The sequence below is a fragment of the Streptomyces sp. NPDC001530 genome, from assembly GCF_042894545.1.
Taxonomy (GTDB): Bacteria; Actinomycetota; Actinomycetes; order Streptomycetales; family Streptomycetaceae; genus Streptomyces.
Genome location: NZ_JBIAVS010000015.1, coordinates 263,918 through 285,722 on the forward strand (window position 1 = coordinate 263,918; position 21,805 = coordinate 285,722).

Here is a 21,805-nt window from a genome sequence, read left to right on the forward strand (position 1 = left end):
ATCCGTCGTCCGCCACGACCGGAGCCGGGAGCCGGGCCGGGCGAAGCCGGCCGGCGGCGCGAACGACGCGATCCGTCGCTCACCTGTGTGTCACCGCCTCCCGTCGGCGGGACCACGCGGCTACGCGTTCCCGAAAGGGGCACCTTCGAACACAAGGGGCGTCAGGGACAGCGTGGGGCGGTACGAGGAGCCGTCGCAAGCCGGGACGGACGCGGTCGTACGCCATCCGGCCCCCGGAGCCGGTCGATCGGCGACGGACGGCGGGTACCCGACGGAGCCTGGGAGGAGGGCGTCGGGGCCGGTGCCTAGGCGGTGGGTCGCCCCATCGCCCGGTACGTCCACCCGGCCCGGCGCCACACCTCGGGGTCGAGGGCGTTGCGCCCGTCGAGCAGCACCCGGTCCGCGGCCGCCTCGCCGAGCACCGCCGGGTCCAGGTCACGGAACTCGCGCCACTCCGTCAGGTGCAGTACGACGTCGGCGCCGCGCACGGCCTCGACGGCGGAGTCCGCGTACCCGAGCGTCGGGAAGAGCCGCCGCGCGTTCGCCATGCCCTTCGGGTCGTAGACGGTGACCTGGCCGCCCTGGAGGTGGATCTGCCCGGCGACGTTCAGCGCGGGCGAGTCCCGTACGTCGTCCGAGTCCGGCTTGAAGGTGGCGCCGAGCACGGCGACCCGCTTGCCGAGGAACGACCCGCCCCCGAGCGCTTCTCGCGCCATCTCCACCATCTGGCCGCGGCGCCGCATGTTGATGGAGTCGATCTCGCGCAGGAAGGTGAGCGCCTGGTCGGCCCCGAGCTCACCGGCGCGCGCCATGAACGCGCGGATGTCCTTGGGCAGACACCCGCCGCCGAACCCGATCCCGGCCCGCAGGAACTTCTTCCCGATCCGCTCGTCGTGTCCTATGGCCTCGGCCAGCTTGGCGACATCGCCGCCGGCGGCCTCGCAGACCTCGGCCATGGCGTTGATGAAGGAGATCTTGGTGGCGAGGAAGGAGTTCGCCGAGGTCTTCACCAGCTCGGCGGTCGGGAAGTCGGTCACCACGAAGGGCGAACCCTCGGTGACCGGCGTCACGTACACCTCGCGCAGCAGCTTCTCGGCGCGCTCGCTGCGCACACCCACGACGATCCGGTCGGGGTGCAGCGTGTCGTTCACGGCGAAGCCCTCGCGCAGGAACTCCGGGTTCCAGGCGAGCTCGGCGTCCTCACCGGCGGGCGCGAGCTCCACGAGCCGGGCGGCCAGCCGCTCCGCCGAGCCGACGGGCACGGTGGACTTGCCGACGACGAGGGCGGGCCCGCGCAGATGCGGCGCGAGCGCCTCGAAGGCGGCATCGACGTACGACATGTCGCAGGCGTACTCACCGTGCTTCTGCGGGGTGTTCACACAGACGAAGTGGACATCGCCGAAGTCGCCGACCTCGGCCCAGTCCATGGTGAAGCGGAGCCGTCCGGTGGAGCCCTCGATCCCCGCGACATGCTTGCGCAGCAGCTCCTCGAGCCCCGGCTCGTACATCGGGACCTCGCCCCGCTGGAGCATCTCGATCTTCTCCGGCACCACATCGAGCCCGAGGACCTCGAAACCGAGCTCGGCCATGGCCGCGGCGTGCGTGGCGCCGAGATAGCCGGTGCCGATCACGGTGATCTTGAGGGCCATGGGTGCTCCTGGGTTCTTCGGCCGTGGGTGCGGTGCCCGAGCATAGTCGGGGCGTGCGGGGCCCCCTCACCGGGCAGATCTCCCCCGTGTTTTCCCCCCTGTCGCCAAGCTCACGTATCACTCGTGTGGGCGGGCCCCTAAAATTTGGGTTACTTAACGGTAGTTAGCGTCACCATCACAGCATCCTTGGAGCGTGAGAGACCTTGGCCGGATCGGCTGATTTCGACCTGTACCGTCCGTCCGAGGAGCACGACATGCTCCGGGACGCGATCCGCTCGCTGGCCGAGGCGAAAATCGCGCCGTACGCCGCAGCGGTGGACGAGGAAGCCCGTTTCCCCCAGGAGGCCCTGGACGCGCTGGTCGCCTCCGACCTGCACGCGGTGCACGTACCGGAGACGTACGGCGGCGCGGGCGCCGACGCGCTGGCCACGGTGATCGTCATCGAGGAGGTGGCGCGGGTCTGCGCGTCCTCCTCCCTGATCCCGGCCGTGAACAAGCTGGGCTCGCTCCCGGTGATCCTCTCGGGCTCCGAGGACCTGAAGAAGAGGTACATGACCCCCCTCGCCAAGGGCGACGGGATGTTCTCGTACTGCCTCTCCGAGCCGGACGCCGGTTCGGACGCCGCGGGCATGAAGACGAAGGCGGTCCGCGACGGCGACTTCTACGTCCTGAACGGCGTGAAGCGCTGGATCACGAACGCGGGCGAGTCCGAGTACTACACGGTGATGGCGGTGACGGACCCGACGAAGCGCTCGAAGGGCATCTCGGCCTTCGTCGTCGAGAAGTCGGACGAGGGCGTCTCCTTCGGCGCCCCGGAGAAGAAGCTCGGCATCAAGGGCAGTCCCACGCGCGAGGTCTACCTGGACAACGTCCGCATCCCCGCGGACCGCATGATCGGCGAGGAGGGCACGGGCTTCGCCACCGCGATGAAGACCCTGGACCACACCCGCATCACGATCGCCGCCCAGGCCCTCGGCATCGCCCAGGGCGCCCTCGACTACGCCAAGGGCTACGTCCAGGAGCGCAAGCAGTTCGGCAAGCCGATCGCCGACTTCCAGGGCATCCAGTTCATGCTCGCCGACATGGCCATGAAGATCGAGGCCGCCCGCCAACTGACGTACGCGGCCGCCGCCAAGTCGGAGCGCGGCGACGCCGACCTGACCTTCCAGGGCGCGGCCGCCAAGTGCTTCGCCTCGGACGTGGCCATGGAGGTCACCACGGACGCCGTCCAACTCCTCGGCGGCTACGGCTACACCCGCGACTACCCGGTCGAGCGCATGATGCGCGACGCCAAGATCACCCAGATCTACGAGGGCACGAACCAGGTCCAGCGCATAGTGATGGCGCGCAACCTCCCGTAACACACCACGTGGGCAAGGGACTTGAGGGGCACTCTCCCGGGGTGCCCCTCTTCTCGTGATCAGTCCTTCGTCCACCGCGCCCTCGTACACGTGGACGTAGAAGAGCAGTTGCCGGAAGTGTTCGCGCCGGTCCAGGTTGACCCGGAGCGTCTCCCCGTCGGACGAGGCTCCGGTGCGGTCGTCCTGGCCGAGCTCCACGCGAAGTCCGACGGCCCCAGCGCCCGCGGCCGCATCACCTTCCGCGTCTGATCCTCCACGAACGCCCACGCTTCACCGCCCGAGACAGGCTGCCCCCATGACCGACCACGCGATCACGGACCTGCCCGCCTTCCCGTACCACCCGGACCCCCTGGCCACCGGCTCGTTGATCCCCTCGGACACCGAGTGCCTGAGCTGCGGACACCGACGGGGATACGTCTACACCGGTCCCGTGTACGCGGTGGCGGACATCGACGACGAACTCTGCCCGTGGTGCATCGCGGACGGCAGCGCCGCCGAGCGTTTCGAGGCCGTCTTCACGGAGGTGGAGGGTCAGGTGCCGATGGACGTCGTACGTGCCGTGGAGCAGCGCACGCCCGGCTTCGCCGGCTGGCAGCAGGAGCGCTGGCTGACCCACTGCGGCGATGCCGCGCTGTTCCTCGGCCGCGCGGGCGCCCCCGAACTGGAGCCCTACCCGGACGCCGTGGAGACGCTGCGACAGAACCTCGGGATGCTCGGCGACACGGAGGCCTTCCTCGCCGCCCTGGACGCCGAGGGCCAGCCGACGGCGTACCTCTTCCGCTGCCGCCACTGCGAACAGCACCTGGCCTACGCGGACTTCACCTGACGCGGCACACTGTCTTCGATCTCGCCGAGCGCGCCATGTGGGCGGACCGGGCCGAGGCGTACGCCGACAGTTTCGCGCGGCTGTGTGCCTACCCCGTGGAGCGGCTGCTCGACGCCGCCGGGGTCCGGCCGGCACCCGCACCCTCGACGTCGGGACCGGCACCGGCACGGTAGCCACCGCGGCACACCGCCGCGGATCTGGAGCGCCCGGCGCGGCGCCGGCCAGGACCTTCTCGTGGTCACTTCACAGGAACCGGCGACGGTGGCCCGGATCCGGCAGCACTACGAGCGGCTGGGTGCGGAATTCGCCGTGGGGAGGGGGAGTTGGCGCTGCCGCACGGCGCGCTCCTCGCGTGGGCGGAGGCGTAGCCGCGGCAGGCGCCGGCTGCGGTCACAGCGTGCCCAGTGCGCGCCGCAGATCCTCCGCTTCGCGGAAGTGGACCGCTTGCATGCCGAGCGCGGCCGCCGCCTCCACGTTCTCCAGGGTGTCGTCGACGAACAGGCAGCGTTCGGCGGGGACACCGGCCCGTTCGACGGCGATGTCGTAGATGCGCCGGTCGGGCTTGGCGATGCCGACCCGCGCGCTGCTGACGACATCGTCGGCGAGATCCGTCAGGCCCAGCGACTCCAGGTCCTCCTCCAGCTGGACGGAGGCGTTGGAGACGAGGACCAGGCGCACCTGGGCGGCGCGGGTTCGGCGCAGCAGCGTCACGACCGTCTCGTCGGCGTGGAAGGGAGAGTCGACGAGAGCGTTGGCCAGCGCGAAGGCCGTCACCTCGGGCACGAGTCCGGTCAGGCCCGACGCGACCGACCACGCCCATTCGTTCGGCGTGATCCGGCCGAGCAGCAGCGGCAGAACCGTCTCCGGGGCGAAGGCCACCTTCATGGTGGTGCCCTCGGCCAGCCCGGCGGCACTCTCCAACGCGGTCACGGGGGACGAGTCGTAGACCCGGACCACGTTGTCGACGTCACAGAGCACCGCGTCGAAGGGCCGTCTGCGAGAGGTGGGAGACATGGTGCTCAGTTGCCCGACACCGTCACCTTCTCGTCGTTCTTCAACTCGTTCACCAGGGTCTTCACCTTGGCCTTGTCCCAGACGAGGTTGCCGCCGGAGGAGCCGGAGATCGGCATGTTCATGGACTTGCCGTCGCCACCGGTGACGCCCTTCATGGCCCAGAACATGTCGGCCAGGTCCCACAGGCTCATGTCCTTGTCGACGGTGAGACTGTCGAGGCCCGCGCTCATGGTCGGGTACAGCTTGAAGGGGTTCAGGACCGTCGAGGGGGTCGCGACCTGGTGGGCCAGGGCCGCCAGGAACTTCTGCTGGTTCTTCGTGCGCTCCAGGTCCGAGGCCGCGAAGGCGTGCCGGGTGCGGACGAAGGCCAGCGCCTGCTCGCCGTTCAGCGTCTGCTTGCCCGCCTTGAAGTCGGCCCCGGAGTACTTGTCCTTGAAGCCCTTGTCGAGGGTCATGTCGACGCCGCCGACCGCGTCGACGATGTTCGCGAAGCCCGCGAAGCCGATCTCGACGTAGTGGTCGATGCGCAGACCGGTGTTGTACTCGATGGTGCGGACGAGCAGTTCGGGCCCGTCCTCCGCGTACGCCGCGTTCAGCTTCACGTGCCGGCCCGAACCCTTGTACGTCTTGCCGGAGTCGGACCCCACGAACGTGGGGATCTCGACGTCCGAGTCGCGCGGCAGCGATATCAGCGTGGAGCCGTTGTCCCCGGTGTGCAGGATCATCATCGAGTCCGTGCGCTTGCCGTCGGCGGACCCGGTGTGCAGCTTCTTCTTCTCCTCGGCGGACATCCCGGCGCGGCTGTCGGAACCGACGATCAGATAGTTCGTGCCCTCGCCCGCGTCGGGCCGGTCGATGACCTTCGAGAGATCCACGTCACGGTGGAGCTTGGAGTCGGCCCAGAAGTACGTGGTGACGGAGACCACAACGAACAGGGTGACCAGCGTGATCGCGATCCACTTGATGCGGCGGCGCCAGTTCGGGCGCGGCCGGTAGTCCTGGTAGTCCGCGTCCGGATCGTTGTCGTTCGGCACGAAGCCGCCGCGGCCGCCGCCGTAGACCTGGCCCGTGTTGTAGCCGGAGTCGTACCCGTCGTCGTATCCGTCGTCGTACGTCGGCTGTGGGGGCACCCCGCCGTACGGCGGCGCGGTCGGGCCCGGAGCGGGCGTCGCCGGGCCGCGCCGGACCTGCCGCATGACGCGGGCGCTCTCAGGCTGTGCGCCTGCGCTGCCGCGTCCGTAGCGGTTGCCGCCGTTGCTTCGGTTGTCGTCGGACCACCCGTCGGGCCAATCGTTCATGCGGACCAGTGTGCAGGGCCGCACTGTGTGCCTTACAAGAGAGTGGGGAGATCTGGGTCACGCCTGTTGCAGAGCTGATGCAAAGCAGGCCTTGCGCGCCCCGGCATAGGGTGGACGCCATGACAGACCAGGCCCCCACCCCGGAATCCGATATTCCGGGCAAGCCGACCTCCGCGTCCCGAACCACCCTCAGTCACATCATGACCCACAACGACACCAACCTTCTCGGCACGGTGCACGGTGGAGTCATCATGAAGCTCGTCGACGACGCGGCGGGCGCGGTGGCCGGGCGGCACTCCGGGGGACCCGCCGTCACCGCTTCCATGGACGAGATGGCCTTCCTGGAACCCGTCCGCGTAGGCGACCTCGTCCATGTGAAGGCTCAGGTGAACTGGACCGGTCGTACCTCCATGGAGGTCGGCGTCCGCGTCCTCGCCGAGCGTTGGAACGAGTCCACGCCACCCCAGCAGGTCGGCTCGGCCTATCTCGTCTTCGCCGCCGTCGACGCCGACGGGAAGCCGCGGCGCGTCCCGCCGGTCCTCCCGGAGACCGAGCGCGACGAGCGTCGCTGCCAGGAGGCCCAGATCCGCCGCACCCACCGGCTGGCCCGCCGTCGCGCGATCATGGAGCTGCGCGAGAAGCGCGCGGCGGAGGGTCTCGACGACTGACCATTCGGAGCGCCCGGGGCCGAGGTTTGGTGCGGTGCCTTACGGACACACCACCTGGTCCCCCGTCGTCACCCCGAGCTCCCCCTGATACGGATTCTCCACCCGCACCCGCCTGACCTGCCTGAAGTCCGCCCCGGCGGTCACCTTCAGCACCGCCCCCTGCCGCTTGACCGCGCGCAGTTCGGCGCCGGGCAGCGCCGCCGCGAGGGACTTCGCCGAGCGGTCCCAGCGGGGGTCGTACGAGATGACGGTGCGCCGGACGGTCGGGGTCGGCGCGCTGGTGGGCTGGTGCGTCGTACGGAACCCGATGGCGGCCAGTGCGCCGTCGACGCGCTTGCCGAGGCCCGCCGTGGCCGTCCCGTTCTGGACCTGGACCTGGATCTGCTGCGGGGCCACGTCGACGCGTACGGCCCTGGGCCGCGCCTTGCGCACAGCGAGCGGCTTGTCGTCGCGCAGCGCCTGGAAGAGCCGCCCGGCCTTGGCGGGGTCCCACTTCAGCGTCGAACCGACGCCCTTCACGACGTATCCCATCTGCCCGATCGGCACGGTCGTGAACTCGGAGGAGGAAGGGGAGAAGTTCCGCATCGCCCGCCCGAGGTCGAGCAGTTCGTCCGTGCCGAAGCCCTTGTCCGCGCGGACCGAGCCGAGCACGGCCCGTGTCACGTCACGGAACTTCATCGGGTTCAGCAGCACCCCGGACGACGTGGCCCGTTCCACCAGCGCCGCGAGGAAACGCTGCTGACGCTGCATCCGGCCGAGGTCGGAGGCCCCGTCGACATGCCGTGCACGGACGTACTGCAGTGCCTGCCCGCCGCCCAGCAGGTGCGAGCCCGCCGCCAGGTCGAGTCCGGTGTACGTGTCCTTCAGTGGCCCTGTGGTGCAGATCTCCACGCCGCCGAGCACGTCCACCGTCTTCATGAAGCTGGTGAAGTCGACCTCCAGATAGTGGTCGATCTTGACGTGGGTCATGTTCTCGACGGTGCGCACGGTCAGATTCGGGCCGCCCTCCGCGTACGCCGCGTTGAGCCTGACCGGGTGGGCGCCGTGCCGTTTGCCGGTGGTCTCGTCGGTGTGCGCGGGCGTCTCGGCGTACGAGTCGCGCGGCAGGCTGACGATGCTGGCCCGGTCCCGGTCCTCCGAGATGTGCACGATCATGATCGTGTCGGTGCAGTGGCAGGGCGCGCCGCCCAGCCGGTACCTTCGCCGGTCCGCCTCCGTGATCTTGTCCCGGCCGTCGGTGCCGACCAGCAGCACGTTCATGCCGTGGCCCGCCTCGGGGCGGTTCTTCATGTCCTTGAACGGGTCGACTCGGGCGATGTCCGCGTCCAGGCTGGTGACCACCGCGTGCCCGATGCCCGCCGAGGCGAGGACCACCACGGAGAGGGTGGTCACCATCCGCATGGCCCAGCGCGGCTTCTTGCGCCGTACGGGGGGCCGTGCGGCGGGCCGCCGCGAGCGGGACGGCTGCGGGTGGCGCTGAGGGCGTGCGGGGGAGCGGGGCGGGCTGGGCAAGGGGGACACCTCCGCGTAGGCCGGGCGTGGGGATCCGTGAGCACCGTAGGGCCATACGATCTGCGGCCCGGGCCGTAGGCCGGGCGGCGCGCGCCCGTGTCCCCCATTCGCGGTAACGTGGCGCCCGATGAGCGAGAAGTCTGACGTGCGGCCCCCCGCTGTTTCTGTGATCATGCCCGTCCTCAACGAGGAGCGGCATCTGCGCGGGGCCGTCCAAGCGATCCTGGCGCAGCAGTACGACGGCGAGATGGAGGTCGTGATCGCCCTCGGTCCCTCCACGGACCGTACGGACGAGATCGCCGCCGAGCTCGTACGCGAGACGGCGTCCAGTGAAAACAAGCGGGTCCACACCGTGCCGAACCCGACGGGGCGTACGCCCGCGGCGCTGAACGCCGCGATCAAGGCGTCCCGGCACCCCATCGTCGTACGCGTCGACGGGCACGGCATGCTCTCGCCGAACTACATCGCGACCGCCGTACGCCTCCTGGCGGAGACCGGCGCGCAGAACGTCGGCGGCATCATGCACGCCGAGGGCGAGAACGACTGGGAGCACGCGGTCGCCGCCGCGATGACCTCGAAGATCGGCGTCGGGAACGCCGCCTTCCACACGGGCGGCGAGGCCGGGCCCGCCGAGACCGTGTACCTCGGGGTCTTCCGGCGCGAGGCCCTTGAGCAACAGGGCGGCTACAACGAGGAGTTCATACGCGCCCAGGACTGGGAGCTGAACTTCCGGATCCGGGAAGCGGGCGGGCTCATCTGGTTCTCGCCCGAGCTGCGGGTGTCCTACCGGCCGCGGCCGAGCGTGCGCGCCCTCGCCAAGCAGTACAAGGACTACGGGCGCTGGCGGCACGTCGTCGCCCGCTACCACGAGGGCTCCATCAACCTGCGCTACCTCGCCCCGCCGACCGCCGTCTGCGCGATCGCGGCGGGTGTCGTGGTGGGCGCGGCGCTGACCCCCTGGGGATTCCTGATCCCCGGCGGCTACCTCGCGGCCATAACGCTCGGCTCGGTGCCCGCCGGCAAGGGGCTGCCATTGAAGACGCGCCTCCAGATCCCCGTCGCCCTCGCCACCATGCACATGTCGTGGGGCTTCGGCTTCCTCACCAGCCCGAAGGCGCTGGCCAGGAAGGTCATCGCGTCACGGCGTCCGGCGGTGCTCAGCTCCAACTGAGCCCTTTTCTATGCGAGTGGGGCCCCTCTCGAAGTCGAGAGGGGCCCCACTCGCATATATGGGCTACCAGGTGTAGTCCGGGTCGACGTGCATGCACGCCGACGTGTCCGAGCCATTGAGCGCGTCCGCCGACTTCGGCGTCTTGTCGTCGTCCTCGGGCGCCTTGTACGTGGTGCCGTCCCGCCAGTCGGCGCCGACAACCAGGGTGACCCCGGAGACGTCCGTCGACTTCTTCACGGCGCTCGTCGGGATCCCGAGGGCCTTGGCGAGCCGTTGGGCGTCGCCCTCCAGATCGGCGCTGGGGTAGCGGACGACCGTCGTGGCCTCGGTCGTCGCCGTCGTCGTGTCGGCCGTCGCCTGGGTGAAGCCCTTGCCGACGAGCAGTTGGGTCACGGCGCTCGCCCGCCCGCTGACCGGGGCCAGCGTGGAGGTGCGCGTGCCGTTCTGCACGATCACGCCGATCTTGTCGTCATCCGCGGCCGGGTCGGAGGACGACTTCTCCGCGGTGGACTTCTTCTTGCCCTTGCCGTCCAGCGCGATGTCCTCGCGGACCAGCCGGAAGAGCTTCGCCGCGTCCGTCGGCTTGGGCAGCACCCGGTTGCCGTCGGAGGAGTACACCCACGGCATGGTGGTCATGGTGATGCGGTTCGTCGGGACCTTCTTGAGCTCTTTGCTGAGGTCGTAGAGCTTGGTCACCGTGCCCAGGCCGTCGTCGACGGTCAGCGCCTTGGTCGCCGTCTCCGCGAGGTTCTTCAGCTTGCCCGGGTTGCTGAGCGTGGCGTTCTCACGCAGCTGGCGGACCATCGAGTTCATGTACATGTGCTGGGCCTTGGTCCGGCCTATGTCGCTGCCGTCCTCGAAGCCGTATCGCGTCCGCAGCCACTGCAGAGCCTGCTTGCCCTTGATGGACGTGGTGCCCTCCTCGAGCTTCAGGCCGGAGCCGTGGCCGGAGGAGGTGTGCGAGTAGATGTTGGCGTCCACGCAGACCGGGACGCCACCGATGGCATCGGCCATCGACACCACACCCGCGAAGTCGACCATCATGAAGTGGTCGATGTGGATGTCGGTCAGCTTCTCCCACGTGGCGACCGTGCAGCCGGGGCCGCCACGGCCCAGCGAGTCGTTCGTCATCGCGAGCGATGTGCTCGCGGCGTACGTCTTCTCGGTGTCCGGGTCGGTGCACTTGGGTATCCGCACCAGCGTGTCGCGCGGCATGCTGACCACCGACATGTTGCTGCGGTCCGCCGAGACGTGCAGCAGCATCTGGACGTCCGCGCGGGGCGCCGCGCCGAAGGTGTCCTTGGCGCCGCCGAGCTTCTGGTTCTCCGCGGAGTCCCGGGCGTCCGAACCGATCAGCAGGATGTTCAGCGGGGTCTGGCCCGCCGCGTTCGGCTTGGACTCGGCGGCGCGGTCCTTCGCGTCGCCGATGTTCAGGTCGTCCTTCTTTATGTTGCCGTTGAGGTGCTGGTAGTAGAGATAACCGGCACCGGCGGTGCCGAGTATCAGGACCGCCAGGACCGTCGCCGACCAGCGCAGGATGCGGCGTCTGCGACGCGGGCGTCCCCCGCCCCCGCGCCGGCTCCCACCGCCGCCACCGTGCCGGCCGTGCCCCTGCGGCTTGAGGGGCATCGTGTCGTCGGCTGTCCGAGTCGATGGAACGGGCTCGCCGCTCTCGTCGTACAGGCCGTCGTTCCAGTCCAGTTCGCCGGCTCCACCGGGACTGCCGGCTCGCCGGACGCGTGGTCGTGCTCCCTCCCCACGCACACTGCTCTGCGCCATCTCCCTGCCCCTCCCCACCCTGCGCCTGACAAACGGGCCCGTCCCACGTCCGGTCGGACGCTTCGCGCGTCCTGTTGGACACACTCGGCGTCCTGCAGGACACCCCCTAGCGTCCTGCCGGACGCACCTGCGTCCTGTGAGACGTCTGACGGACCCGTTAGGTCATCAGCTGGCGCACACCGTCTTGTCCGCCGTGGACTTCTCGACGTCCGGCGCCTTCGTCGACGTGCTCATCGAGACACCGGCGCCCTTGAAGTCCTTGCCCAGGGTCAGCACGATCGCGGGCAGACCCTGTGAGTTCTTCTCGCTCTTGCCAGGCTTCATCGCGGAAGCGGACAACCCCATGAGGTCCGCCAGTTTGCGCGCCTGATCGGCCTGGTCGGGAGAGTACTCCAGGGTCGTCTTGCTGAGTGTTTCGTCAGCGTTTCCGAGCTGGCTGGACTTGAGCACGCCCTCATCATTCTGCAGCCAGTTAAGAGTTTCCTGTGCGGAGCCGGATTCGGCGCCGCCGTTGTAGATGTTGACGCGGATGTCGGCGGCGGCGGAGCGGGAGCCCTTGAGGCGGGCGGCCACCGCGGCCTTCTCCTTCTTCTCCTTCTGCTTCACCGCGGTGAAGGAGACGTCGTTCTTGATGGCGTCGAAGACCGCCTGGGACGTCGTCGGGTTGACGACGACCGTCGCGTGGACCTTCTCGGCGGGGTTGTCGATCACCGGCACCGTGGTGAAGCTGATGTTCTTCGTCGGCACCTTCTTCAGCTCCAGGGCCATGTCCTTGAGCGTGCTCACCTTGCCGATGCCGGTGTCCACGGTGAGCGCCTTGGTGGCGGCCTCGGCCAGCTTGACCAGCTTGGTGGGGCTGGTGAGGGTGTCGCTGGAGCTCATCTTGCGCATCAGGGAGCCCATGAACTGCTGCTGCACCTTGATGCGGTCGAGGTCGCCCTGGTTGCCGAAGCTGTGCCGGGTGCGCACGAAGGCCAGCGCCTGCTCACCCTCGATCGTGTGCTTGCCCTTCGAGAGTTTGAGGTGCGAGTCGGGGTCGTTGACGTCCTTGGCGAGACAGACCTCGACGCCGCCCACCGCGGACGTCAGCGTCTTCACCGCGTTGAAGTCGACCATCATGAAGTGGTCCGGTGTGATGCCGGTGACTTCCTTGACCGTGAGCATGGTGCAGCCCGGGTTGCGGCCGTCCTGCCCGAGGCTCGTGTTGAAGCGGACGTTCTCCGTGCCCCGGATGAACTTTTCGCTGCCGTCGGCCTGCTTGCTCTTGCAGTCTGGGACGTTGACGATCAGGTCACGCGGAATGCTCATCGCGGTCGCGTTCGTACGGTCCTTGGAGACGTGCAGCAGGATGTTGGTGTCGGCGTGCCCGACGCTGTTCTTGTCGCCGTAGCCCTCGTTGCCCTTACCGGTGCGCTTGTCCGTGCCGATGATCAGGATGTTGAAGGCCTCGTCCTTGCTGAAGCCGTTCTTGCCCGCGCTGCCGATGTCCGTCGTGTTGACGTTGCCCTCAAGGTGCTTGAGGTAGGCGTACGCGGCGGCCGAGACGGCCACCAGCACGAAGGCCATGGTGCCGCCGGTCCACAGCAGTATCTTCTTCGCCTTCGACTTCTTCGGCTTCGTACGGCCCCGCCGCCGCCCGGGAACAGGCTCCGGCGGTTCCATGCGGCGTCGGCGCGGCCCCGGCACGTCGGTGCCGGGCCTTTCCCTCTCCCGGCCCGGCGCGGTGCGGTTACGCGCTCCCGCGGGGCCGGCTCGCCGCGGTCTCGGGACTCCCGACTGCGGTGCGGAAGGGGTCAGTCGCAGTTCGTATTCGCCGGTGTTCGGGTTGAGCACCCACTGGTCTGCGGGGTCGATGTTGTCCGCCCGCCCACGGCCTTGCGCGTCCACGGTTGTCTGAATCCTCCGTCGGGGCCACGCGGCGCCTTTCCCCCCTCTGAAGGCGCTCGGGTCTCGGTCAAGCAGTGCGCGACCCCCAGGACGGACCTCGTGGCCGGGTGCACCGGATCGCTCACACTATCCGCCCAGTTCAGCGTGGGGCGACGGCGGTGACAAATTCCACGTCCCTACAACTGGGCAATCCGCCCTATTTCTCAAAGACTTCTTAGCGCGGCAGTTCCTCGCCTTGGTGTGTGCTTTACCCGCAGGCGTCCTCGGCCGCCGTGTTCCCACGAAAAGTCGGCGCGGGGGAGGGGGTCTCGGAGGTGTCCCCGGCCCGCTTTGCCCCCGACTTCCTGTCGTCGTGCGACTCCTCTTCGTAGTCGTACGCGTCTTCGTTCGAGTTACTGGCCCGCGTGTTCGGGTTACTGGCCCTCGTGGTGGGATCCCCCTTTGCGGCGGAATCCTCCGGAAGGTTCTTCGAGACCGCTATCGGCTCGTCCGAACGCAGCCGTGCGAAGAGTTGCGCAGCCGCGGGCTCCACGAGCTGGTCGCGATTGGCGTCGTGGACGTACGACGTCCGGGGCACCGTCAGGAATTGCACATGTTCTGTGGGGATTTCGCGCATGCCGCGCACCAGGTCGTACAGCCCGCGCAGGCTCGCCAGTCCCGGGTCGGTCGTGAGCGACGAGGTGGCCGCGTCGAGCACGGGATAGAGCTTCGTCGGATTGAGCAGGACGTCATCGCTCTGCACCTTGTTGACGAGCGCGCCGAGGAAACGCTGCTGACGGTCCATCCGGTCGGTGTCGCTGCCGTCGCCGATGCTCTTGCGGGCGCGGACGTAGCCGAGGGCCTGTTCGCCGTCGAGCGTGACCCTTCCCGCGGGCAGCTTCAGCTTGGCGGCCTTGTCGTCGATGGGTTCCTTCAGACACACCTCGACGCCGTCCACGGCGTCGACCATGTCCTTGAACCCATGGAAGTCGACGACCATGTGGTGGTCGACGCGGATGTTCGTCAGCTTCTCGACGGTCCGGATCGTGCAGGCGGAGCCACCCATCTCGAAGGCGGAGTTGAACATCGTGAACATGGGCTGGGTGCGGGTGCCGTCCGGGCGCCGGCAGCTCGGCACGTTCACCATCAGGTCGCGGGGCAGCGAGACGGCGGTCGCGCTGCCCCGATCCGCCGCGAGGTGCAGCAGGATCGTGGTGTCGGACCGCTCGGTCCCGGAGTCCCGCCCGTACTTCCGGTTCCCGTCCCCCGAGCGCGAGTCCGACCCGATCAGCAGGATGTTCTGCGCGTCGTGCACCAGCGAGGTGGGCCGCTCCTTCTCGTACCGGGCGAGCTCGGCGGCGGCGTCGTCGTCCGACGTGATGTTCCCGTTCAGCTTCTCGTACGCCGCCCAGCCGACCCCCACGGCGCCGAGCACCACGACGGCCACACCGATCGCCGTGTAGCGCAGCCAGCGCCGCTGCCGACGTATGAGACCGGCCCCGGTGGGCGACGCCCCCAGCCCCGACCCTTCCGGGCGTCCGGAGGGCATGCCTTCGGTGTCGGTCACGTCTGACTCCACCCCTCATGGCGTACGAGCATGTCGCGCAGCGGTGCTCTTACGACCATGTCCCGACGCCGGGGAGGGGGGCGGCCGCTGATGGGCCGAATGGGGGACAGCCGTACATGGCTGCGGGCATGCGCGCCGCCAGGGGGGCTTCCCACCGTCGTAGCTGCGGGCATGCGTGCCGCTAGGGGCGGCACGTGGGCGCTGGGGGTACCCCCTGCTCGAAGAGCTTGGGGGAGGCACCCTGCACGCGCCGGTAAGCGCACCCCCCGACGGCACCCCCAACGCAGGGCGCCCTGTGACCGCGCCCCGAAGCGTCAGCGAGCCGTAGCAGTCACCCGCTCACTCTCGATCCGCTTGGCGACCGCGTCCTCACCGAGCTGCTCCAGATGGCGGCACAGCACCACGGACCCCCCGGTCGCGAGCGGCGCGTACAACCCGGCGCTGAGCCCCTCCCACGTGTCGTACGGAAGAGCCGACAGAATGCGCGAGCCCGGCCCGGTCAGGTCGAGCGCAGCCGCCTCCGAACGGGCCATCTCGACGACCTCCGCCCCCGTGTACTCACCCCCGGCGACGATCAACGCCGGCTCCTCCGGGTCCACAGGCCCGTACGGCACGAAGCGGTCGCCCTGCGTCGGCACCTCGACGGCGTAGTCGGCGTACCCGGCGGGCGGCGTCGGGAAGCGGCGTCCCAGCGGCGCGAGCGAGAGGGCGATGCGCTCACCGGAACAGGCGAGCCCGTCCTCGAACCGCCCGGGCCCGGCGACGACGTGATCCGCCGCGGCCGGGTCGCCCCCGACATCCGCGATGACACCCACCGACGAGCACGCGAGCAGCCACACCGCCGTCTGCCAGTGCGCGGGCAGCAGCAACGCGACCCGTTCGCCGGGCTCGGCGGACAGCTCGCCCTGGAGCAGATTGGCGGTCTTGGCCACCCAATTGGCGAAGGTGGCCACGGACAATTCGATACGTTCGCCCGTGGCGTCGTCGTAGAAGGTCACCAGGGGGCGCGCGGGGTCCGCGGCGAGCGCGGATCGCAGCAGGTCGGCGGGGGTGCGATCGGTGGCATTCACGCGCGCAAGCGTACGCGGGGCAGCGCGCGGGGCGGACCGCCCCGGCCTCTGATTGGCCTCCGGTTCGCCACCGGTTCGGATGAGCGGTGCCCGACGGCCCGTCAATTCCCCAATGGACAGATATGTATGACTATGTCCACGATCAGGGGCATGCGTGGATTCCTTGCTTCCTCGGCCGGCGTCACCTGCGCGGCCGCACTCGCCCTTCCGCTGGCCCTGCCCACCCCGGCGCAGGCCGGGCCGGCGATGACGTCCGAGCCGACCGCCCCCGGCAGCACCCAGTCCCTGCCGCTCACCCCGCTCCCCGGCGAACGCACCCCCGGCTCCGCCGTACCCGATCAGGGGCTCACCCAACGGGACGTACGCCCGTTCTCGCTGGTCGGCGTCATCTGGGACAACCCGGACAGCGAGCTGCGCGGCCGCGTCCAGGTCCGTACCCGAGCGGTCGGGACCGGCCACTGGTCCGACTGGCAGGACGTCGAAACGCACAACCACGAGCACGCGGCCGACCCGGATACCGCCGAGGGCGAGTCGGGCCGGGTGCACGGCTCCACGGCGCCGCTGTGGGTGGGGAACTCGGACGGCGTCGAGGCCCGCGTCCAGGCGGACGAACGGGCGACGGCCCCGGGCGACTCCCCCCTCCCCAAGGGCCTGCACCTCGAACTCGTCGATCCCGGCGCGGACCCCCCGCGCACGGGCGCGGGCAGGGCCGCTACGGGCGAGGGCGCACCGGCGGCCCGCACACGCGAGGCCGCACCGGCAGGCAACGCACGCGCGACCACGCCGACAGACGCCCCGACCGCAGACGCGCTGAGGGACGACCCGACCACGGGCATGCCGGCAGGCGACCTGACCGCAGGCATGCTGATGGACGATCCGACCGCAGGCATGCTGATGGGCGACCCGACGGCAGACATGCCGGAAGCCGGCCCGGCCGACGACACCCCCGTGGACGCCCCGCTCATCGACGCCCAGGCAGCCGCCCCGCTCACCGAAGCCCAGGCAGACGCCCCGCGGACCGACGGCCAGGCGGACGCCCCGCGGACCGACGGCCAGGCGGACGCCCCGCAGGAAGGCGCCCTGTCCGACGAGAGTGCCGCCGCATCCGCCGCCAACGCCGACCTCGCACCCCTCGGCGCCCTGGAGATCCCCGCACTCTCCAAGAAGGAGACGGAGCGCGAATTCCTCGCCGCGCACGAGGACGAGCAGCGTGCGAAGCCGTACATCGGCGCGCGCCCGCGCATCATCACGCGCCGCAGCTGGGGCGCCGACGAAAGCCTGCGCGAAGGCGGCTTCGTCTACACGAAGAAGGTCAAGGCGGCGTTCGTGCACCACACGGCGTCGGGCAACAACTACAGCTGCTCCCAAGCCCCTTCGGTCATCCGCAGTATCTACCGCTACCACGTGGTGAGCAGCGGCTGGCGCGACATCGGCTACAACTTCCTCGTCGACAAGTGCGGAAACATCTACGAAGGCCGCGCCGGGGGTGTGACGAAGCCCGTCATGGGCGCCCACACCCGCGGTTTCAACAGCGACAGCATGGGGATCGCCGTCCTCGGCAGCTTCGGCAAGACGAAGCCGTCCGGCGACGCGGTCACCGCCATCGCTCGGCTCACGGCATGGAAACTCGGCCTCTTCGGAGCGAATCCGCGTGGCAAGACATACCTGAAGTCGGGCGGTGGCAATCTCTACCGAAAAGGAAAGAACGTACGACTGAATGTGATCTCCGGCCATCGGGACGGGTTCGCCACGGACTGCCCAGGACGGCTCCTGTACGGCAAGCTCGGCACGGCCCGCCAAGCGGCTGCCCGCTACCAGGGCAGGTAGGAGAGCGGGCGAGAGCCGACCGGGAGCAGCAGAGATCACCTGAGGTCGACAGAGGGCCATCGAAGGACACCGCACGGCCATCGAAGGCGCCATCGAACGGTCTGCATACACTGGCCGGCCGAAACACAGTTCGGCCGGTCCCGGCAGGAAGCAGAGACGACAGGTGACAGAAGCGATCCTCCTGGTCGGCGGCAGAGGCACCCGGCTGCGCCCCCTCACGGTGCACACCCCGAAGCCCATGGTCCCGGCGGCCGGGGTCCCGTTCCTCACCCACCAGCTGGCGCGGGCAAGAGCCGCCGGCGTGGAGCACATCGTCCTGGCGACCTCCTACTTGGCCGAGGTCTTCGAGCCGTACTTCGGCGACGGCTCCTCGCTGGGCCTCCACCTCGAGTACGTCACCGAGGAAGAGCCCCTCGGCACGGGCGGCGCCATCCGCAACGTGGCGTCGCGACTCCACTCGGGCCCCGACGACCCGGTCCTGATCTTCAACGGCGACATCCTCACCGGCCTGGACATCCGGGCGCTGGTGGCGACCCACGAGACGACGGGCGCGGACGTCTCCCTGCACCTGACGCGGGTGGCGGACCCGAGGGCGTACGGCCTGGTCCCGACGGACGGCACCGGCCGCGTCACGGCCTTCCTCGAAAAACCCCAAACCCCTGAGGAGATCGTCACCGACCAGATCAACGCGGGGGCGTACGTCTTCCGCCGCGCGGTCATCGACACGATCCCCGAGGGCCGCCCGGTCTCGGTGGAACGAGAAACCTTCCCCGACCTGCTCGCCACCGGCGCCCACCTCCAAGGCATGGTGGACTCCACCTACTGGCTGGACCTGGGCACCCCGCAGGCCTTCGTCCGCGGTTCCGCGGACCTCGTCCTCGGCCGCGCCCCCTCCCCGGCCGTCCCCGGCCGCTGCGGCGACCGCCTGATCCTGCCCACGGCCACGGTCGCCTCCGACGCCAAACTCACCGGGGGCACGGTGGTGGGCGAGGGCGCGTACGTCGGCGAGGGCGCCCGTGTCACGGGCAGCACGATCCTGGAGGGCGCCGTTGTGGAACCCGGCGCCGTCATCACCGACTCCCTCATCGGCGCCCGCGCCCGCATCGGCGAACGCACCATCCTCACCGGCGCCGTCATCGGCGACGGCGCGGCCATCGGCCCCGACAACGAACTCCGAGACGGCGTACGAGTCTGGTGCAACGCCCAAATCCCCCCGGCCGCCCTCCGCTTCTCCTCGGACCAATAGCCCCCACGCGCTCCCGTCCCGGGGGCCCGCTCCTTAAGAGCCGGTCGGGGCTGAATCTTTCAGCCCGTCCGGCGCTTGAGGACGAGCGCGGAGCGCGATACGGGGGGTCTGGGGGGCGGAGCCCCCAGGGGCGATGGGGGTCCCCCCTGCTCGAGCGAAGCCGAGAGCTTGGGGGAGGGTAGGGGCGGAGGGGGCGAAAAACCCTTTCGGAGCCCAGGCAAAACCGCGCCCCCGATCACAGCCGCCCGATATCCCCCCGCGGCATCCGCGGCACCCGTCGCGGCGGCGTACGCCCCGCCAACAGAATCAACCGAGCCGCCCGATGCCGCTGCCCCGCATACGGCTCGAGCAACGAGAGCATCACGGAGTCATCCGCATCCCGGTCACCCGCCAGGGCATACCCCACGATCCCGGGAAGATGAAGATCCCCCACGGTCACGGAATCCGCCGCCCCATGACTGCGCTGCACCACCTCCGCAGAGGTCCACGGCCCCACCCCGGACACCAACTCCAACCGAGCCTGAGCCCGCAGGGGATCGAACGCCACCGCCTCCTCAAGCCGCGCAGCAACCCGCACGGCCCGAAGAATCGTAGAAGCCCGCTTGTTGTCCACCCCGGCCCGATGCCACTCCCAGGACGGAATCAACGCCCACGTCCGCGGCGCGGGCATGACGTACATCCGCTCCGGCGCGGGCCCGGGCGCCGGCTCCCCGAACTTCCGTACGAGCAACCGCCACGCCCGATAAGCCTCATCGGTGGTGACCTTCTGCTCGAGCACGGACGGAATCAGCGACTCCAGCACGAGCCCGGTACGCGTCAGCCGCAACCCCGGCCGCCGATGCCGCGCGAGCGCGACGAGCCGGTGCCGCGGTTCGAAGGCGTCGGGATCGTCCGCCGCCCCGAGCAGTTCGGGGAGCTGATCGAGCAGCCACTCGGCGCCCGGCCCCCATGCCTCGCCCCGCACCACCCCGCCCCGCAGCGCGACCCGCAGGGTCCCGGGCCCGGCCGGCGTACGACTGGTCCGCCACACGGCCCCGTCCGGTGTCGCCCGGAAGGTCGGATCGCCCGGCCCACGCCGCAGCGGCCCGAGCACGAGCCCGAGATCGAGCGGCCCGGAGGGCGTCCAGGTGCGACTGCGCCCGGGTGTGGCCGCCTGCTGCGGTATCCCCTCGGGCACCACGACATGCCCGCCGCGCACTGTCGTACGCGTCGGCCGAGGAGCGAAACGTCCAGCCATGAAAGAGGTCCTAGAGGCGCCAGGGGTGCCCTACGAGAGTAGGCGCTCGACCCGCCGGAGAGGCACGAGTCACCGCACCTCGATGAAGGCCCCCGCGTCCCGCTCGGGCCGGGCCTTCGGCTCCTCCGCCGCATGCCCGACCGCCACGGCCCCCATCGGATCCCACCCCTCCGGCAGCCCCAGCACCTGACGTACGACATCCCGGCAGAACATCGTCGACGAGACCCACGCGGACCCGAGCCGCTCACCGGCCAGCGCGACCAGGAAGTTCTGCACGCCCGCTCCGGCGGCGACCACGAACATCTCGCGCTCGGCCCCGTCCCGCCGTACGTCGCCGTACGTGTGGGACCCGTCCATCACCAGACACGGCACCACCAGGTACGGCGCGTTGCGCAGCAGGTCCCCCCGTCGTACCCGCTTGGCGATGGACTCCTCGCTCTTGCCGTCGCCCCGAAGGTCCGCGACCCACGCGTCCCGCATGGCGTCGAGCAGCCGCGTCCGGGACTCCTCGGACTCGAGGAGGACGAACCGCCAGGGAGTGGTGTGATGCGGCGCCGGAGCGGTCACCGCCGCGGCGACCGCACGCCGTACGGCACCGGGGTCGACGGGCTCGTCGGTGAAGGCCCGTACGGTACGCCGCTGGGTCACCGCCTCCCGTACGGCCTCGGACGTGCCCAGCCGGAACATGTCGTCGCGCGCGTCGCGCACCATCGCCCGCGCCCCCTCACCGTCGTCCTCGGCCACCACGTGCGGCAGCCCGCGCACGACGGCGACGGGCAGCCCGGAGGCCTTGCCCTTGACCAGGTCACCGGCGGAGGCGAGCTCGTCGGCGGTGGCGACGACGGTCGCGCTCAGCGGATTGCCGTGCGCGTCCGTGCCGCCGCGCAGATCGTCGAGCACGCGTACGCCCGCGGCGCCGATGGCGACATCGGTGAGCCCGGTGCGCCACGGCCGCCCGAACGTGTCAGTGACGACGACACCGACGTCCACGCCGAGCGTGTCGCGCAGCCCGTCCCGGATGGCCCGCGCCGACGCGTCGGGGTCCTCGGGCAGCAACAGCACGGTCCCGGCAGGGGTATTGGAGGCGTCGACCCCGGCGGCGGCCATCACGAGCCCCTGCCGGTTCTCGACGATCCGCAGCGGTCCACGCCGCGCCACGACCCGTACGGTCTCGGCGTCGATGGCCGCCTCACGGTCGGCGGCCTCGACGATCCGCCCCTCCGCCTTGGACACGATCTTGGAGGTGACGAGGAGTACGTCCCCGTCGACGAGCCCGGGCTCGACCGCGGCGATGAGCTTGGCGAGGTCGTCCCCCTGCCGCACCTCGGGAAGCCCACCCAACGCCCAGACCCGATAACCCGCCGCCTCACCCCCAGGAGCCCCGGCCGAGCCATCGTCACCGTCCCCAGCGCCCCTCGCCGAGCCGTCGTCGCCCTGCCCAGCGGCGCCCGCCGAGCCGTCGTCACCGTGCCCAGCGGCCCTCGTCGGGTCGTAGTCGCTCTGTGCAGCGGCGCCCGCGGAGCCGTCGCCGCTCTTCGCAGCGGCCTTCGCCGAGCCGTCGTCGCCCTGTCCAGCGGCGCCCGCCGAGCCGTCGTCACCGTGCCCAGCGGCCCTCGCCGGGTCGTAGTCGCTCTGTGCAGCGGCGCCCGCGGAGCCGTCGCCGCTCTTCGCAGCGGCCTTCGCCGAGCCGTCGTCGCCCTGTCCAGCGGCGCCC

At 70.2% G+C, this 21,805-nt stretch carries 17 protein-coding genes; 7 read left to right on the plus strand and 10 right to left on the minus strand.

The window, feature by feature from the left end; translation table 11 throughout:
* Positions 1 to 305: 305 nt before the first annotated feature.
* Positions 306 to 1,649: a UDP-glucose dehydrogenase family protein gene (locus tag ACFY0T_RS30560; RefSeq protein ID WP_388877455.1), complete on the minus strand. Its 1,344-nt coding sequence runs from the start codon at positions 1,647 to 1,649 to the stop codon at positions 306 to 308.
* A 203-nt stretch (positions 1,650 to 1,852) separates the two neighbouring features.
* On the opposite strand from ACFY0T_RS30560, the gene ACFY0T_RS30565 reads away from it, so the two are divergent.
* From ACFY0T_RS30565 to ACFY0T_RS30575, 3 genes are all read left to right on the plus strand, one after another.
* Positions 1,853 to 3,010, plus strand: a complete 1,158-nt coding sequence (locus ACFY0T_RS30565; RefSeq protein WP_388877458.1) for an acyl-CoA dehydrogenase family protein — start codon at positions 1,853 to 1,855, stop codon at positions 3,008 to 3,010.
* Positions 3,011 to 3,100: 90 nt separating this feature from the next.
* The gene (locus ACFY0T_RS30570) at positions 3,101 to 3,259 is read left to right on the plus strand and encodes a hypothetical protein (protein ID WP_388877461.1); all 159 of its coding nucleotides are present in this window, start codon (positions 3,101 to 3,103) and stop codon (positions 3,257 to 3,259) included.
* A gap of 46 nt (positions 3,260 to 3,305) precedes the next feature.
* Positions 3,306 to 3,836, plus strand: a complete 531-nt coding sequence (locus tag ACFY0T_RS30575) for a CbrC family protein (RefSeq protein ID WP_388877464.1) — start codon at positions 3,306 to 3,308, stop codon at positions 3,834 to 3,836.
* Between the two features lie 390 nt (positions 3,837 to 4,226).
* On the opposite strand, the gene ACFY0T_RS30580 is transcribed toward ACFY0T_RS30575, so the two are convergent.
* Both ACFY0T_RS30580 and ACFY0T_RS30585 read right to left on the minus strand, forming a co-directional pair.
* Complete coding sequence (locus ACFY0T_RS30580) at positions 4,227 to 4,850, minus strand: HAD family hydrolase (protein ID WP_388877467.1); 624 nt, start codon at positions 4,848 to 4,850, stop codon at positions 4,227 to 4,229.
* Between the two features lie 5 nt (positions 4,851 to 4,855).
* Positions 4,856 to 6,148, minus strand: coding sequence for an LCP family protein (locus ACFY0T_RS30585; protein ID WP_388877470.1), 1,293 nt, complete (start codon positions 6,146 to 6,148; stop codon positions 4,856 to 4,858).
* Between the two features lie 119 nt (positions 6,149 to 6,267).
* On the opposite strand from ACFY0T_RS30585, the gene ACFY0T_RS30590 reads away from it, so the two are divergent.
* Positions 6,268 to 6,816 (plus strand): acyl-CoA thioesterase, encoded by a 549-nt coding sequence (locus tag ACFY0T_RS30590; protein WP_388877473.1) that lies wholly within the window; start codon positions 6,268 to 6,270, stop codon positions 6,814 to 6,816.
* Positions 6,817 to 6,855: 39 nt separating this feature from the next.
* On the opposite strand, the gene ACFY0T_RS30595 is transcribed toward ACFY0T_RS30590, so the two are convergent.
* Positions 6,856 to 8,217 (minus strand): LCP family protein, encoded by a 1,362-nt coding sequence (locus ACFY0T_RS30595; protein WP_388877575.1) that lies wholly within the window; start codon positions 8,215 to 8,217, stop codon positions 6,856 to 6,858.
* Positions 8,218 to 8,455: 238 nt separating this feature from the next.
* On the opposite strand from ACFY0T_RS30595, the gene ACFY0T_RS30600 reads away from it, so the two are divergent.
* Positions 8,456 to 9,499, plus strand: a complete 1,044-nt coding sequence (locus tag ACFY0T_RS30600; protein WP_388877476.1) for a glycosyltransferase family 2 protein — start codon at positions 8,456 to 8,458, stop codon at positions 9,497 to 9,499.
* 63 nt (positions 9,500 to 9,562) lie between these two features.
* Here ACFY0T_RS30600 and ACFY0T_RS30605 read toward each other — a convergent pair whose 3' ends face one another.
* From ACFY0T_RS30605 to ACFY0T_RS30620, 4 genes are all read right to left on the minus strand, one after another.
* On the minus strand, positions 9,563 to 11,278 hold the full coding sequence (locus ACFY0T_RS30605; protein ID WP_388877479.1) for an LCP family protein: 1,716 nt from the start codon (positions 11,276 to 11,278) through the stop codon (positions 9,563 to 9,565).
* A gap of 165 nt (positions 11,279 to 11,443) precedes the next feature.
* The gene (locus ACFY0T_RS30610; RefSeq protein WP_388877482.1) at positions 11,444 to 13,165 is read right to left on the minus strand and encodes an LCP family protein; all 1,722 of its coding nucleotides are present in this window, start codon (positions 13,163 to 13,165) and stop codon (positions 11,444 to 11,446) included.
* A gap of 247 nt (positions 13,166 to 13,412) precedes the next feature.
* Positions 13,413 to 14,693: an LCP family protein gene (locus tag ACFY0T_RS30615; protein WP_388877578.1), complete on the minus strand. Its 1,281-nt coding sequence runs from the start codon at positions 14,691 to 14,693 to the stop codon at positions 13,413 to 13,415.
* 332 nt (positions 14,694 to 15,025) lie between these two features.
* A complete protein-coding gene (locus ACFY0T_RS30620; protein WP_388877485.1) occupies positions 15,026 to 15,781 on the minus strand; it encodes a TIGR03089 family protein in 756 nt (251 codons plus the stop codon).
* A gap of 150 nt (positions 15,782 to 15,931) precedes the next feature.
* On the opposite strand from ACFY0T_RS30620, the gene ACFY0T_RS30625 reads away from it, so the two are divergent.
* Together ACFY0T_RS30625 and ACFY0T_RS30630 are read left to right on the plus strand one after the other, a co-directional pair.
* A complete protein-coding gene (locus ACFY0T_RS30625) occupies positions 15,932 to 17,608 on the plus strand; it encodes an N-acetylmuramoyl-L-alanine amidase (protein WP_388877488.1) in 1,677 nt (558 codons plus the stop codon).
* Positions 17,609 to 17,771: 163 nt separating this feature from the next.
* Positions 17,772 to 18,854, plus strand: a complete 1,083-nt coding sequence (locus ACFY0T_RS30630; RefSeq protein WP_388877491.1) for a sugar phosphate nucleotidyltransferase — start codon at positions 17,772 to 17,774, stop codon at positions 18,852 to 18,854.
* A gap of 235 nt (positions 18,855 to 19,089) precedes the next feature.
* On the opposite strand, the gene ACFY0T_RS30635 is transcribed toward ACFY0T_RS30630, so the two are convergent.
* Both ACFY0T_RS30635 and ACFY0T_RS30640 read right to left on the minus strand, forming a co-directional pair.
* Positions 19,090 to 20,091, minus strand: coding sequence for a DNA-3-methyladenine glycosylase family protein (locus ACFY0T_RS30635; RefSeq protein ID WP_388877493.1), 1,002 nt, complete (start codon positions 20,089 to 20,091; stop codon positions 19,090 to 19,092).
* Between the two features lie 69 nt (positions 20,092 to 20,160).
* Positions 20,161 to 21,432: a coenzyme F420-0:L-glutamate ligase gene (locus ACFY0T_RS30640; protein ID WP_388877581.1), complete on the minus strand. Its 1,272-nt coding sequence runs from the start codon at positions 21,430 to 21,432 to the stop codon at positions 20,161 to 20,163.
* Between the last annotated feature and the right edge of the window lie 373 nt (positions 21,433 to 21,805).

Bases quoted from the DNA above. Each gene is read 5' to 3' on its own strand.
- ACFY0T_RS30615 (WP_388877578.1), bottom strand. From the start codon at position 14,693: ATGCCCTCCGGACGCCCGGAAGGGTCGGGGCTGGGGGCGTCGCCCACC.
- ACFY0T_RS30635 (WP_388877493.1), bottom strand. From the start codon at position 20,091: ATGGCTGGACGTTTCGCTCCTCGGCCGACGCGTACGACAGTGCGCGGC.
- ACFY0T_RS30590 (WP_388877473.1), top strand. From the start codon at position 6,268: ATGACAGACCAGGCCCCCACCCCGGAATCCGATATTCCGGGCAAGCCG.
- ACFY0T_RS30625 (WP_388877488.1), top strand. From the start codon at position 15,932: ATGCGTGGATTCCTTGCTTCCTCGGCCGGCGTCACCTGCGCGGCCGCA.
- ACFY0T_RS30585 (WP_388877470.1), bottom strand. From the start codon at position 6,148: ATGAACGATTGGCCCGACGGGTGGTCCGACGACAACCGAAGCAACGGC.
- ACFY0T_RS30600 (WP_388877476.1), top strand. From the start codon at position 8,456: ATGAGCGAGAAGTCTGACGTGCGGCCCCCCGCTGTTTCTGTGATCATG.
- ACFY0T_RS30580 (WP_388877467.1), bottom strand. From the start codon at position 4,850: ATGTCTCCCACCTCTCGCAGACGGCCCTTCGACGCGGTGCTCTGTGAC.
- ACFY0T_RS30605 (WP_388877479.1), bottom strand. From the start codon at position 11,278: ATGGCGCAGAGCAGTGTGCGTGGGGAGGGAGCACGACCACGCGTCCGG.
- ACFY0T_RS30575 (WP_388877464.1), top strand. From the start codon at position 3,306: ATGACCGACCACGCGATCACGGACCTGCCCGCCTTCCCGTACCACCCG.
- ACFY0T_RS30560 (WP_388877455.1), bottom strand. From the start codon at position 1,649: ATGGCCCTCAAGATCACCGTGATCGGCACCGGCTATCTCGGCGCCACG.
- ACFY0T_RS30595 (WP_388877575.1), bottom strand. From the start codon at position 8,217: ATGCGGATGGTGACCACCCTCTCCGTGGTGGTCCTCGCCTCGGCGGGC.